The sequence below is a fragment of the Polynucleobacter sp. MG-Unter2-18 genome, from assembly GCF_018687675.1.
Taxonomy (GTDB): Bacteria; Pseudomonadota; Gammaproteobacteria; order Burkholderiales; family Burkholderiaceae; genus Polynucleobacter.
In genome coordinates this window covers 400,535-414,265 of sequence record NZ_CP061302.1, presented here as the reverse complement: position 1 = coordinate 414,265, position 13,731 = coordinate 400,535, and the positions used below count along the sequence as shown (strand labels likewise).

The 13,731-nt window shown below is 44.4% G+C and carries 13 protein-coding genes; 6 read left to right on the top strand and 7 right to left on the bottom strand.

Going from position 1 to position 13,731, the window contains the following annotated elements; translation table 11 throughout:
* Window positions 1-12: 12 nt before the first annotated feature.
* Window positions 13-1,962 (bottom strand): flagellar basal-body MS-ring/collar protein FliF, encoded by a 1,950-nt coding sequence (gene fliF / locus C2759_RS02225; RefSeq protein ID WP_215355951.1) that lies wholly within the window; start codon window positions 1,960-1,962, stop codon window positions 13-15.
* Window positions 1,963-2,123: 161 nt separating this feature from the next.
* Between fliF and C2759_RS02220 the strand changes: the two genes are divergently transcribed.
* Genes C2759_RS02220 through fliE form a run of 3 tightly spaced genes read left to right on the top strand, consistent with a single transcriptional unit; the run spans window position 2,124 to window position 5,112 of the window.
* Window positions 2,124-3,278: a PAS domain-containing sensor histidine kinase gene (locus tag C2759_RS02220; protein ID WP_215355949.1), complete on the top strand. Its 1,155-nt coding sequence runs from the start codon at window positions 2,124-2,126 to the stop codon at window positions 3,276-3,278.
* A gap of 14 nt (window positions 3,279-3,292) precedes the next feature.
* Window positions 3,293-4,768: a sigma-54 dependent transcriptional regulator gene (locus tag C2759_RS02215; protein ID WP_215355947.1), complete on the top strand. Its 1,476-nt coding sequence runs from the start codon at window positions 3,293-3,295 to the stop codon at window positions 4,766-4,768.
* 20 nt (window positions 4,769-4,788) lie between these two features.
* Complete coding sequence (gene fliE / locus C2759_RS02210) at window positions 4,789-5,112, top strand: flagellar hook-basal body complex protein FliE (RefSeq protein ID WP_215355945.1); 324 nt, start codon at window positions 4,789-4,791, stop codon at window positions 5,110-5,112.
* A 75-nt stretch (window positions 5,113-5,187) separates the two neighbouring features.
* On the opposite strand, the gene C2759_RS02205 is transcribed toward fliE, so the two are convergent.
* From C2759_RS02205 to C2759_RS02180, 6 genes are all read right to left on the bottom strand, one after another.
* Entirely contained in the window at window positions 5,188-5,481 is a 294-nt protein-coding gene (locus C2759_RS02205) for an EscU/YscU/HrcU family type III secretion system export apparatus switch protein (RefSeq protein ID WP_215355944.1), read from the bottom strand.
* On the bottom strand, window positions 5,481-6,542 hold the full coding sequence (locus C2759_RS02200; protein ID WP_215355942.1) for a hypothetical protein: 1,062 nt from the start codon (window positions 6,540-6,542) through the stop codon (window positions 5,481-5,483). The genes C2759_RS02205 and C2759_RS02200 overlap by 1 nt, the downstream gene beginning before the upstream one ends.
* Before the next feature lie 74 nt (window positions 6,543-6,616).
* Window positions 6,617-6,994: a flagellar export chaperone FliS gene (gene fliS / locus C2759_RS02195; RefSeq protein WP_215355940.1), complete on the bottom strand. Its 378-nt coding sequence runs from the start codon at window positions 6,992-6,994 to the stop codon at window positions 6,617-6,619.
* Between the two features lie 29 nt (window positions 6,995-7,023).
* Window positions 7,024-8,424 carry a flagellar filament capping protein FliD gene (gene fliD / locus C2759_RS02190; RefSeq protein ID WP_215355938.1) on the bottom strand — a complete coding sequence of 467 codons (1,401 nt, stop codon included), beginning with the start codon at window positions 8,422-8,424 and terminating at the stop codon, window positions 7,024-7,026.
* A gap of 92 nt (window positions 8,425-8,516) precedes the next feature.
* A complete protein-coding gene (locus C2759_RS02185; protein ID WP_215355936.1) occupies window positions 8,517-8,915 on the bottom strand; it encodes a flagellar protein FlaG in 399 nt (132 codons plus the stop codon).
* Between the two features lie 64 nt (window positions 8,916-8,979).
* The gene (locus C2759_RS02180) at window positions 8,980-9,762 is read right to left on the bottom strand and encodes a flagellin (protein WP_215355935.1); all 783 of its coding nucleotides are present in this window, start codon (window positions 9,760-9,762) and stop codon (window positions 8,980-8,982) included.
* A 403-nt stretch (window positions 9,763-10,165) separates the two neighbouring features.
* Here C2759_RS02180 and C2759_RS02175 point away from each other — a divergent pair, with 403 nt between their 5' ends.
* The 3 genes from C2759_RS02175 (at window position 10,166) to flhA (ending at window position 13,730) form a co-directional block, all read left to right on the top strand.
* Entirely contained in the window at window positions 10,166-10,855 is a 690-nt protein-coding gene (locus C2759_RS02175) for a tetratricopeptide repeat protein (protein ID WP_215355933.1), read from the top strand.
* Window positions 10,856-11,095: 240 nt separating this feature from the next.
* On the top strand, window positions 11,096-11,296 hold the full coding sequence (locus C2759_RS02170; RefSeq protein WP_215355931.1) for a hypothetical protein: 201 nt from the start codon (window positions 11,096-11,098) through the stop codon (window positions 11,294-11,296).
* 343 nt (window positions 11,297-11,639) lie between these two features.
* The gene (gene flhA / locus C2759_RS02165) at window positions 11,640-13,730 is read left to right on the top strand and encodes a flagellar biosynthesis protein FlhA (protein WP_215355929.1); all 2,091 of its coding nucleotides are present in this window, start codon (window positions 11,640-11,642) and stop codon (window positions 13,728-13,730) included.
* Window position 13,731 lies beyond the last annotated feature (1 nt).

The window sequence follows — 13,731 nt, the reverse complement described above, 5'->3', positions numbered from 1 at the left end:
ATTCTCCTCATGTTATACGGCCGGCGCAGCTTCAGCATTGCCAGCATTTTGCTTAGCCGCATCTTCAGACAACCACTCTTTGAAAATTGCAGAAACGGCTCTGGGATTATTTTCCACAAAATCCTTAGCGTATTGAAGCAGCTCTTCGTACTCTTGCTTCTTCTCTTCGTCGATCCGTTTACGCTCTTCTTCAGTCCGTTTGCGATCCTCTTCAGCTCTAGCTCGCTCTTCTTCTTCAGCAAGGCGTTGGCGCTCGCGCAAGAGCTCCACTTCCATACGGCGCTTTTCACGCGCCCGAGGATCCATCTGCGCCATTTCAGCTTTAATCTTCTCGTCAAACTCTTCCTCAATACGCTGCTCTTCCATAACTTCGTCCTTTTTCGGAGGGAAGAGTAAGGGGCGCACAACTCCAAAAAACATCAAGCCAAGCGAGCCCAAAATAATGGCGAACTTAAAGAATTCTTTGCTTAGCTCAATGATTCCAGGCTGCTTATAAAACGGGGGTTCATCACTCAACTCCACCTTAAATGGAATGTTAGCTACGCTGACGCTATCGCCACGACGCTCTGAAAACCCGACGGCATCCCTCACTAAATTATTGATTTGCTCAAGTTCTTTAGCGTTATATGGAATCGGTTTTCGGGGCTTCCCATCCTTATCTTCGCCAGCAGGCTGTTTATAGTTCACTACTACACCAGCTGAAACCCTCCTGACTTGACCTTTCTCAGACTTAATCCTCTGAATAGCGCGGTCAAGCTCGTAATTGATCGTTGCATCTTTTTTAATATTGCTGGCGCTAGAACCTGAACTAGTGGGGGGTGCATTGAGGTTTTGCGGTCCCGCTGCACCACCAGCAGCTTGAGTATTAATCGGCGCTTGCGCTGCGCCAGGTGCTTGATTGGTTAGAGCGCCAGGAACACCAGAAGTAGTCGAGCTGGGAGTGGCAGCTTCATTGGTTTGCTGACTGCGAATCGAAGATTGATTGGGTGGCGAATTACGACCAAAAGTTTCTTCAGTTCTCTCTAGCTCGCCAAAATCCATGTCCACCGTGACTTGCGCTCGGACATTTTCCTTACCAGTGACAGGTTCTAAGATCGATTGCACCCGCTTTGACAGCGCACCCTCAAGTTCAGCAACATACTTGAGTTGCGTGCTATCCAAGCCTGCCAGACGCTGTGCATTAGGTGCAAGCAAACTACCTTCTGAATCAACAATTGTTACATTTGCGGGGCCAAGATTTGGGACGGAAGAACCCACTAAATTGGTAATGGCTGCAACTTGCTGAGGATCTAAAAAGCGTCCAGGGTGCATCGTCACAATGACAGAGGCAGTAGGCTTTTCCTGTTCGCGCATAAAAGCCGTCTGCTTAGGAATCGCTAACATGACCCTTGCGGACTTGACTTGCGCTAAAGAGCTAATGCTACGGGCTAATTCACCTTCTAAACCACGCTGGTAATTGACTTGCTCTACAAACTGGCTCGTTCCCATTTTTTGATTTTCGAGCAGCTCAAAACCCACATTACCAGCCTTGGGTAAGCCTTGACCCGCCAAACGCAATCGGGTTTCATAAACCGCGGATTCAGGCACCAATATGGCTGCCCCGCCTTCGGTGAACTTGTAAGGCACGTTCATTTGTTGTAAGGCTGCCACGATTGCAGCCCCATCTCGCTCATTAATGCTGGAAAACAAGATGCGATAGTCGTCTTTACTTTTTCCAGAGACAGAAACAAATACCAGTACGGCTATTACCAAAAATACTGCTGCTGACAGAATCAGGCGTTGCTGGGCATTGAGCGCTTTGATGCGATTTTGTAGGCCTACTAAACTTTGGGGGAGTGACCCACCACCCCCGCTAAAAGAGCTGGCTGGAGCTATCGGGGCAGTGGCAACCTGCGAGCCAATATTGACTACTGCCGCATCTCGCTCACTTTCCTGTATTCCGGGTTGCGTTTCTTCACTCAATTTTGATAGATTCCGTCATGTCAGGGCTGATTCTGAAAAGATCATAACACTATATATGGGACATTTTTGCCTATTTTGCCTAAATGTTGATATCCTTGAGTCCTATTTTATAAGAAACGGCAAATATTGCCTAATCATCAAATCCCTTAAAACATCATTCATTGAACCCAGATACCAGCAAATTATCTCCCGAGCAGGACACCCTAGATGCCACCAAACATCTGGAAGAGGCTTTTGCGATTTTCTACGCGGAATCCCAGAAACTCGAGGTTCAACAGACCGCCCTGCAGGACAAGATCAACCAACTCAGCAGCGAACTACAAAAGTCAAATCAACGCTTGGCGATTCTGCTCAATGCCATTCCAGCAGGGGTGATTTTGCTGGAAAACGAAGTGGTTTTATTACACAACCCAGCTGTGCTCATTTTTCTTCCTGATTTAAAACCAGGGGTAACTTTTGAAATTCCAGCAGATTGGCTGGGCTCCATCACCCCAGGGGAATACGTCATTGCAGAAAAGGATATTCATCAACGCATACAAAAAACGGTGCAAGTTATTCGAATCAACGAAGGCTCGCGCAGTTTTATTCAAATTCAAGATATCACTGCCAATATTTTGCGACATGAAGAAACGCAACGAGAAAATCGTTTAGCGGCCATGGGGCGCATGGCAGCTGGTATAGCCCATCAATTTCGTACACCACTAGCAACCGCACTGCTTTATGCATCACACCTTTGTGATGGAGAGATTAATGCCAATACAGCTAAAGAGTTTGCTGATCGCTTACGTAAACAATTGTTAGATCTTGAGAAGCTATCCCAAGACATGTTGCGCTTTATTTCAAATAAACCGAATAGAGCAGTATTAGTAAACGCTACCCAAATCATTGAGGATGCTCAAGCTAGCATTCAGTTTCTCTTTAAGGCTAAGCAAGTCAGTTTGTCGGTCACCATGACCAACATTAATCATGGAAATCTACTGGTTGAGCCCAAAGCAATCTCCAATGCCATTGTTGCAATTTTGGAAAATGCGCTTGCTGTTTCCAAAACAAATCAAATTGTTAGTTTGATGGCTGCCAACGATCAGCAAATGCTCACGATTACGATTTCTGATCAAGGCCCAGGTATCCCAAAGGAAATTCTCAATTCCTTATTTGAACCCTTTGCAACCACTAGCGCCAATGGTACTGGGCTTGGCCTCTCTATTGCAAAAAATACTATTGAAACGCACCGAGGCAGTATTAGTGCGGAAAGCTCTAAACACGGCGCTGTCTTTAAGATCAGGCTTCCTTATGCCCAACCCTCCTTGATTCCTTAACCTAGAAAATATCTATGCGTGCTAGCGACCCACAACCATTTCCCGTGATTTTGATTGAAGATGATGAGGATCTCAGAGAGGCCATTGCGGTCACTTTACGTATGAATAAGATCGATTTTGTGACACATCAGCGAGCTGAAACAGTCATTCCTTTACTACGTGCAGATCTTAAAACTGTTTTAGTAACCGATTACAAATTACCAGGAATGACTGGTTTAGATTTACTGAAGATCGCACAAAAAGAATGTCCTGATCTTGCGGTAGTCATCATGACTGCCTTTGCAGATGCCAAACTAGCTGTTGAAGCTCTGCGGGCTGGTGCAAGGGATTTTTTAATAAAGCCCTTTGTGCCGCAGCAGCTCATTGAAATCATTGCCCGCAATCAACCTGAATCCATCAAAACATCTGAAGTGGTCACTCCTACTCAAGGCTCACAACTAGTAGGCTCCGAGATTCGCAGCCCCGCGCATCAATTAATTGCTGCCGATCCCGAAACGATTGCCACATTTGCTCGCTGCGAGAGAGTAGCGGGAACGGACACGAGCGTCTTGGTCACCGGCCAATCTGGAGTAGGCAAGGAATTGGTGGCTCGTCACATACACCTGCATTCCAAAAGAGTGAATGGCCCCTACATAGCGATTAACTGCGCTGCGATTCCAGATACCCTACTGGAATCAATTCTTTTCGGACATGAAAAGGGTTCCTTTACTGGCGCCACCAAAGCCCAAACGGGCAAATTTGAGCAAGCCCATAAAGGTACGCTTTTTTTAGATGAGATTGGTGAAATGCCTGCCTCTTTGCAAGCCAAACTATTGAGGGTGTTACAAGACAAAATGGTGGAACGAATTGGCTCTACTGAACTCATCCAAGCCGATGTCAGAGTCATAGCAGCAACCAATCGCAACCTTCAAGAGCAGGTTAAGAGCGGTCAATTTCGGGAGGATCTCTACTTTCGATTGGCCGTATTCCCAATCCACGTTGCCGAGCTTTGTAAGCGGCCACTCGATATCTTGCCCCTTGCCGATTTCTTTTTATCCCGTTACCGCATGAATATTGGCCGAGATCAGCTCATATTGAGTGAAGGGGCAAAAAAACTGCTGAAAACGTATTCTTGGCCTGGTAACGTTCGGGAACTAGAGAATATTATCCAAAGAGCCGTATTACTAGCCGATGGAGACCAAATTTTGGCGGAGGACTTAGAGCTAGAGGGTATACGCATGAATCCGCCAGGAATAGCAAAAAATGCTATTCCCGACTTACCTCTTGCTGAGAAAAGTATTGTTTATGCCCCAGAAAGTGGCATAAATATTGCATCAGTTATAGATGAAATTGGGCAAGACATTGATTCAGTAGAGCGAGAACACATTCTGAAAGTTTTGGCTAAAGTCGATGGCAACAGAACCAAGGCAGTAGAAATTTTAGGGATTTCGGCTCGTGCATTGCGTTACAAGCTGAAATCTTATAAAGAGGCTGGCTTTATTAATGATTGATTTTGTTAGATAATATGACAATGAGTACTCCAAACGTAGATGCCATGATTACCCGGATGCAAGCGCTTGCTGCTGCAGCCAGTGGTAAACCTGTTTCTACGGATTCTCAAGCTACCAACGGAGTTGATTTCTCGGCGATATTGAAAAACGCGATTGAGAATGTCAGTACCGCTTCAAACAGCGCTCAAGCTAAAGCTCAATCCTTTTCTACTGGGGCATCAGATACTTCATTAGAGGATGTGATTGTTTCTCTACAAAAAGCCAATCTTTCACTACAGGGAATGATTGCAGTGAGAAATAAACTGGTTGAAGCCTACAAAGAAGTGACCAATCTTCAGGTTTAAGATTTAGCATTTACTTAAACTAATTTTTGCTTTAAAGCCCACTGGCAATAAAAGAGTAAATTGATAACTGAGCGCTTATTCCTGAGCAGGTCTTTCGAGCGTTTTACCATCTAATTCATAAGCCCAAGCGAGTACTTCTGCCACAGCGGCATAAAGCTTAGGGGGAACAAGTTCATTAAGCTTGAGCTGCATTAAAAACTCAACTAACTCAGGTTCTACTTTAGTCGGGATACCCAATTCTTTTGCTTTTGCCAAAATAGCTTCAGCAATAAAACCCTCCCCCTGCCCCGTAATCCGAGGCGCGGCACTATTCATTTCATACTTCAGCGCCACTGCCTTGAGGATTTTATTCTCTTCCTTCTCTTGCATTACACAGGCGCCTCTATTTGACCCAAACTAACCCGCGTCTTGGGATCAATTTGCGTGTGTAATTGCTCTTCTAATGTAGCAAACGCTCTCGACATGCTTGCTTGTGCTGTGGGATCTACCTGAACGATTAACTGCAGACTTTCGCCAAATTGTGTGCCAATAATCTTTAATGGGCCTAAGTTAGGTAAGCCCACTTCTAGGGTTATACGACTACCCTTTTCCAATTGATTTGGCTGATGAGGATCTGATTGCCAGGCATCTTCGCGATATAGACGACCCTGAACATTGGGCATTAATTGGCCTTGCCATAATAAGTCGCCACGTAATAATAAACGCATCGAATCGCGAATGATTGACGAATCATTTGATAGTTGCGCCATGAGTTCACTGGCTTTGTGCTGGTCACCTGCCGTCAGAAAAGAATCCATTTTTTCATCGGCACTGCCCGCAGGAAATAGCACACGCTTTAACTGATCGGCCGCAAAAATACCAGAAGCTTGCAAACTTAGGTACAGAGCCCCCATGGCCACTTTTGGATCTTGATTACTTGGCTTACTGAGATCTATTGCTGGCCAATTCACCACTACGCTTTTAGGCTGATTTAAGTTGGCTTGATTTTGTCTACCGGGGGATATCTCTGGGGTATCAGCAATCAAGATTTCAGAAAGCAATTGCCCTAAGGCGGCGCTTCCTAGACTGTCCATTTTGCTTAAATTCTCAGATACTAGATTGTTTAAATTAGCCTGTGTAAGCTTTGCTGACAGATTAGATTTGCCCAAAGCAAGGTTCGAAATTTCTAATAAAACTGCCTGCTGAACACTAGGCTCGCCAGACTCCAGCATTGTTTTTAATTCTTTTACATTACCATTTTGCAAAGCAGTCCGAACTGCATTTCCTGCTGCAGAATCAACTACTGGCATAGGTATATTGAGCGCTAGACGCGGATCTATTGCATTGAGGCTTTCTACAGTAGATGGGGCAGCAAGTGGAGTAACTAAGTCATTTTTACGAACATCCACCATGGGGTTGATGACTAGGCTTGAGGGTATTGGTATCGGCATATTACTTCTCCAGCCTAAAAATTTCCCTAAATCTTGCTGAGGTGTTTTTTACTGCAAACACCGCTGATTGACTACTAAACTCTGTCAGAGATCTCTACCCATGCCTCATAGAGTGGAGTTAATGTGTTTATCACATCCTGAACCTTATCAGCCGAACGCTCAGCGCGAGCAGAAAGCAGCTCCTGTATTGACCAAAGATAAATCACGCTCAGATTTTCAGCAATTTCTTTACCTTTTTTATAATCTAAACAGCCAAGTAAGCCTTTAATGATCAAGTCGCTTGCCTTAGCAAAACTATCTGCGGGCATCTGATCGTTTTCTAGCGCCTTTTTTGCGGTCGTTAAATGATCAAATATGCGCTCATGAATCAACACAATAAGCTCTCGAGCATCAGCCGCCATAACCGAGGTTAAGTTGTTTCCATCTGCGTATATTAAGGCTGCTCTATTCATGATTATTCTTTTCGAAATCTATCAGTTAACTAGTTATTATTCTGACCGTCGACTAAACCTGCTAATGCGCTAGTTAAAGCGCTACTAGTGTTGTTCAGCTTAAATAATAGCGCATTTAAGCTAGAGTACTGACTGATATAGCTTTTTTCCTTAGAATCGAGGCGCATTTGCAATGCCACCTCTTTTTCACTCATTTGGTACAGAGTATCTTGCTCGTTTCTAATGGATTCACTTAAGTCACCGCCGGCTTGAATCTGAGAAGTCAAAAAAGCATCAAGATTGTCAGTATCAGAAAAACTCGTTGAGCCGATATTAATTCCAGAGGCTAAGATAGTTGCAATACCGTCAGTACTTCCATAATTTACCGCATTAAATTCAAGCGTACCGTCTGAATTGATGTCGATTCCTAGCTCATATAAATCTAAGGCGGTAGAAACGCCACCACTTTCATAAGTAATGCCCTCGGAAAGCATAGACTTAATTTGATTAATAAAAAATAAGGCTCCTGGCGATCCGGCCAAGGAACCAGCTGCAGTAGAGCTGTTGCCCTTTTGCGTTAGTTTTTTGGACGTCGCAGTAAGGTCATTAAACGCAGTGATAAATGCCTGGATAACTTCCCGCCCGTTATCAGGGCCGGTTACCAAAGTGATGTTAGCTATACCAGTACTAACTAAATTAAATGTTGTACCGGATAGTACATCATCAACATTATTCGTCGTTCTTGTAAATTCCATTAATCCATCTAAAGTAAACTCCGCATCTTGAGCTTGATTGCCATAGGCCGTTACGGACGGACTGGCAAGTGCTGCAGCTGATGAGATTGGATGCGAGTCTAATGAACCATTCACACCAAAAGTGACATCGTTGTCTTCACCAGATTGGGTGCCTTGAATGATTAAAGCATATTGTCCAGATGTCGTCTGAGTAATACTAGCGGCAACACTTAATCCTAGTCCGTTGATAAAGGTACTCAAATCCTCAATAGTAGTTGTACTATCTACAGATAAGCTATTGAGTTGACCAGCAACTGTTAGATCAAATGTGCTGCTATCGAGGAACCCCACCAAAGCATCGCTAGTCGTAAAATCTGAATCTGCAAAAATGTACTGAGCAGGTTTAGCTAGCTGAGTAACAGTGATCTGGTGGTTACCAATTAAGGCACCGGTTGAACTAGAAACCGTCACTGCCGATTCATTTGAGCTACTGGCAACTGCAGAAGAATAAGAGTCTGGATTTTCAACAGCCTGGAGTGCTGTTTGAAATGCTGCCACCTTGCTTTTAAGCTGGCCCAAATCACTAATCATTAAATTTTGACTGGTAATTTTTGACTGCAGGGTAATTAAAGGCCTGTTTTCTATGCCCATTAAACCTTCGACCATGCCAGCTACGTCAATTGCTGCCGTGCCGGAGCTGATACCAGATGTAGCCATTTTAATGTTGCCTTTAATGTCAGCTTAGAAAATTGATGATTTAATTCTCTTGATGTTGCAAGATTCGTGCCGTATTTTTGAGAATCTTATGGTCATGCTTTTTGATTCACAAGGGCTGAAATTTGGGTCAAGCTATGCGCTATTCTAAGCATCTCTTCTGATGGCAATTGTCTGACCAACTCACCAGTTGCGGGATTGGTCACTCTCACAATGTGGTGGCCCGTCTCTCCATCAATTGAGAAATTCAAATTTCGTCCCATAGTACTGACAAACTTTTGCATTTGCTCAGCTGCTTTAGCTACCGTTTCGCGTGATGGCTGTGTCACCTGGTTAACGTTGGAAGGCTTAAATTCTGCACTGGCTGCCGCTGCAACAACCGCCGCATCAGTGTTTGCTTTACCAACCGCACCAGAAGTAGTACCGTTCGATGAATTTAGCTGGGATGAACTAGCCGCAGATGAAGCTATGCTTCTTGCTGTTATCTCGCTCATCTTTTACTCCTTAAAAAGTTAATAGGAGCCAGCTTTTACCCTGGCTCCTGACTATCATAGTAAATTACTTCAACAGAGACAAGATCACGTTTGGCATCTGATTAGCCTGGGCTAACATTGCAGTGGCTGCTTGTTGCATGATTTGACCCTTGGTTAATGCTGCAGTTTCTGATGCAAAATCAGTGTCCACAATAGCCGAACGCGCTGCAGTTAAATTAGCACTTTGTGCTTGCAAGTTTTGAGCGGAGTATGTTGCGCGCGAGATCATGGCACCCATCTTGGCGCGCTCTGAAGAAATGGACAGTAAATCAGCGTCAATGCTTCCAAAGCTGGTTGCGGTCGAAAGTAAAGCTGCATCTGCTGTAACGAAATCGATGGTCGTGTCTGTTTCAACACCAGACTGGACGGCATAAGTTGAAGTGGTTCCGTCTTGAACCAATGCAATACCGTTATAGACAGCTTCCAATCTAGTTAGGCTAATTTGTGCCACGATAGCAGTCGCCTCAGTAGTGATTTGGGCTGCCTGATCGCTGCTTAATGCCTCATTTCCTGCTTGCGTACCCAATGATTTCATACGCAACAACATATCTTGAATCGTTGCTAGCGCTGTCTCAGTTACTTGCGCCATACCAATAACGTCACTTAAGTTGCGGTTAGCTTGTTCGATACCATAAATCTGGGACTGCATACCCATGCTAATTGCCAGGCCAGCAGAGTCGTCTTTTGCGCTGTTAATACGCAAGCCAGATGAAAGGCGCTGTACTGAAGTAGCCAGTTTGCCTTGTGCAACGCTCAAATTATTTTGAGCGTAAATAGAAGCCATATTGGTGTTAATTACCGTTGCCATGTTTTTCTCCGTTATTTAGAGTTAATTTCAAGTTAGAGAGGACCAACATCAAATAGCTCCTCATACCTATTCTTTTACGGTGATGCCTAGGAAAGTGTTTAGATATTCTTTACTCTACCTTTTTGCTTTACTGCTGAAAAATATAAGTCATTGTTTTTATTAAACTAATTTTTAATTACACGTTTGTATCTGCTCACATCTTGCAACGTGAATTGCTTTGCTTTTGTCTAAAGTAGTGCCTTAGGCGGAGATTAGTAATGCTATGAATTAATCAATCTAGCCCTACGATGCGATTTAATCCTGGGTTTTGCTTAAGTCAGAACCCCTTTCTTGTATTAACCTTGGAATTGACCCTAAAATTGGTTGAGAAGCATGTTTAGGACCATTTAAGAAAGCGTTTCCCATGAGTATGGAATTTGATAATCCCCGCTTACAAGCTGGCATTTCTAACCTAGAACGCGGTCGCTTTGAGGCTGCTTTTGAGGTCTTCTTTGATATAGCCGTTAATGAGGCTGATGAGGAGGCTGCTTTTGCTCTGACCAGAATGTGCTTTGATGGGCAATTAAACCCTGAACAGGTCAATAAGCTATTTGAATGGCTCAATTCATACAGCAGAGAGAGTAATGGCTATGCCAACTTCAACGTGGGTCTGATGTATGAATTAGGTATGGGTGAAATCGCCCGTAATGTGAAAACAGCGGTGCAATACTATGAAAAAGCCATCAAAGATGAGGTTTTGGATGCCTATTGCAATCTAGGCAATATTTACGTATTTGGAACAGGCTTAGACCAAGGGGTTCCCAAAGACATCCCTCGGGGCGTCGAATTGCTCACCGTAGGAGCTAATGCAGGTAGCAGAGTGGCCGCCTATAACCTGGGCACTTTGTATGAAAAAGGTACTGCCATCCCCCAAGACTATGACAAAGCCTTCTATTTCTTGACTCTGGCCACACTTCAAAAGCATGAACACGCCCACCGATGTCTGATTATTTTTGAAAAGGCGATTAAGGGCGATTTCACCAAAGTATATGATGCTGCAGAGCAGCAATTCTGGAAAATTCAAAATATGCGCAAACTCTATCGCTCGCTGTAGTAATTGCGTTCATTAGCTGTAGCAAGGAGAGCGACCCTACAGATATATAGCTGCAACCTTTATAGCCCCAGGAGAAGTTCGCTAGGAGCAAAATCACGAGCATTTCCTGTCTATGATGTTACTTGGCATTTTAAATAACTGAAAGATCCCAAAATTCAAGCCTATACTGACCTAAGCTATCTTGAGGTAGTCGTGAAGGAAAACACTGTTTTCCTTGACTGGTCCTAAGAAAGGTTCTCCATGTCCAGCGCTATCAATGACTCAATTCCACAACCGCCTCTGTTAGTCCCCAAATCATTAATTGCCTCCAAAACCCCTGTCAGTGACCCTGATAGCAATGCCAATATCCCGGTTTCAGTAACAAAGATTAAAACAACAGCTGAAATCACTGCCACAGCACCTCTGCAGGCTGGCTCAAGCACGATTCATCTCACGGCATAGGGCGTAGATCGCACGTTCGAATCGTGCTTGGCAGGCAAAAAATTCAAAGCTAAAAGCAAGTAAGACCAGGCCTCAACAAATAAGAAAAGCAATTCATGTCTTTTTTTCACTTTTACGACTGAGGGGCAAGCTTGCTCTAACCAAGATCATGACCAGGAGGTTATGAGGAAATTTTTGCCTTTTTTCACACTTTTGGGACTTTTTTACCCCTATTTTTAGAGCAGATGGGGTATATTTAGTGGCAAATATTTCCTTTTCTACCATATGTAGTGGTTTTGTTACTTTCAAGGCAATTTTTGAAGGCTTTCTTCACATCCTCTTGTTTACCCGCACTCATTAAGATATGAAGATCTTAGGTTTTGACATCACTAGGCTACAGCCATCCGCGCAAGGCGCCATACCTGTCTTGGTATTACTTGTCTTAATTATGATGCTGGTGCCTTTGCCAGCAATTCTCTTAGACGTACTTTTTACTTTTAACATTGCCCTGTCGATCATCGTCCTCTTTACGGCGATCAATATTAAGAGCTTTAAAGACTTTGTTGCCTTTCCAACGGTACTCCTTCTAACCACCTTACTGCGCCTGTCCCTCAATGTAGCCTCTACCAGAATTGTGCTGATGGAGGGCTACAAAGGCACTGATGCTGCCGGAAAAGTGATCGAAGCTTTTGGCGTATTCTTAATTGGGGGTAATTTTGCCGTTGGTATTGTGATCTTTATCGTGATCACCATTATTAACTTTGTAGTTATCACCAAGGGCTCAGGACGAGTAGCCGAAGTTTCTGCCCGTTTTGCCTTAGATTCCATGCCCGGCAAACAAATGGCAATTGATGCGGATTTGAATGCCGGCCTGATTCAACAAGAAGAGGCTAAATCACGGCGCGCTGATGTGGCCCAAGAAGCAGACTTTTTTGGCTCCATGGATGGTGCTTCTAAGTTTGTACGAGGCGATGCCATGGCGGGCATCATGATTTTGGTTATTAACCTCATTGGCGGCCTATTGATTGGGGTGTTACAACACAATATGGACTTTGGCAAAGCCTTAGCCACTTTTGCCGCCCTAACCATTGGTGATGGCTTGGTTGCGCAAATCCCTGCACTCATTATTTCTACTGCAGCTGGTATTTTGGTGACTCGCGTTGCTACCGAAGATGATTTTTCAGGTCAAGTCTCCAAGCAATTTGAAGCCAACAGTAGCGCTCTAGGAGTGGTGGCCGGAGTATTGGGAATCCTAGGAGTTCTGCCTGGTATGCCGCACTTTATTTTTCTGGGCTTTGCCGCGCTCTTTGGGGGTTTGGCTTACTTGGCCCATCAAAAGATCAATCGCCAAGCCAAAGCGGCTGAACTGGCTGCTTCACAGCCAGCCGCTGTTAATCAAGAATTGGAATGGAAAGATGTGCCAATTGTCGAGCCGCTATCTTTAGAGCTAGCCTATCGACTCATTCCGCTGGTAGATAAAGGCGATGAAAGTGATTTAATTAAGCGGATTCGGGCGATTAGGCGCAAGTTTGTGTCACAGGTCGGCTTTTTAATTCCCTCAGTGCATATTCGCGATAACCTGCAACTCAATGCTGAAACCTATCGAATTTTGCTTTATGGTGCCGAAGTAGGTCGCGGTCAATGTTTACCTGATCGCCTGCTAGCAATTCAGCAAAGTGGTAGTGAAACCTTACCAGGAATTGAGGTAAAAGATCCCACCTTTGGCATGCCTGCTGTTTGGATTGATCGTAAGTTACGCGACGAGGCAATTGCCAAAGGATATACCGTAGTGGAGCCAGCTGTCGTGATCACCACCCATTTAGATCATTTAATTCATCAACATGCCGCTGAACTCTTAGGACGTCAAGAGACCCAAGATCTCATTGATCATTTTAAGATGAGCTACCCCAAGCTAGTAGAGGATGTCATCCCTAAAGTCGTGAGTCTTGCCCAGTTGCAGCGTCTTTTGCAGCTCTTACTTGACGAGAGTATTCCGATTAAAGATATGCGCACGATTTTAGAGGTTGCTAGCGAGCATGCCGCCAAACTGAATGATCCGCTAGAAGTTCTATCTCATATTCGCTATGCATTAAGACGAACCATTGTGCAAGACTCGTTGGGTGAAGGTAGCTCTTTCCAAGTGCTAGGCATCCAACCTGAATTTGAACGCTTAATTGAGCAATCCATTGGTCAAGGGGCTATTGCACCAGATGGTCTCATAGAACCCTCTCTAGCCAGGATGTTTGGTGAAGAAGTGATTAGCGGGGTTCAAGAATTAGAGAGTCAAAATCTTCCACCGGTCATTGTCAGTGGCACTCGGACCCGCATGACGCTATCTCGGATTGCAAGACGGGTCTGCCCACAAGCCATTGTTTTAGCCTTAAGTGAATTACCGCCCACATCTAATCTCGAGTTTTACAAAGTACTTTGCGCCCAAACGGGCAAAAACCCCTAAT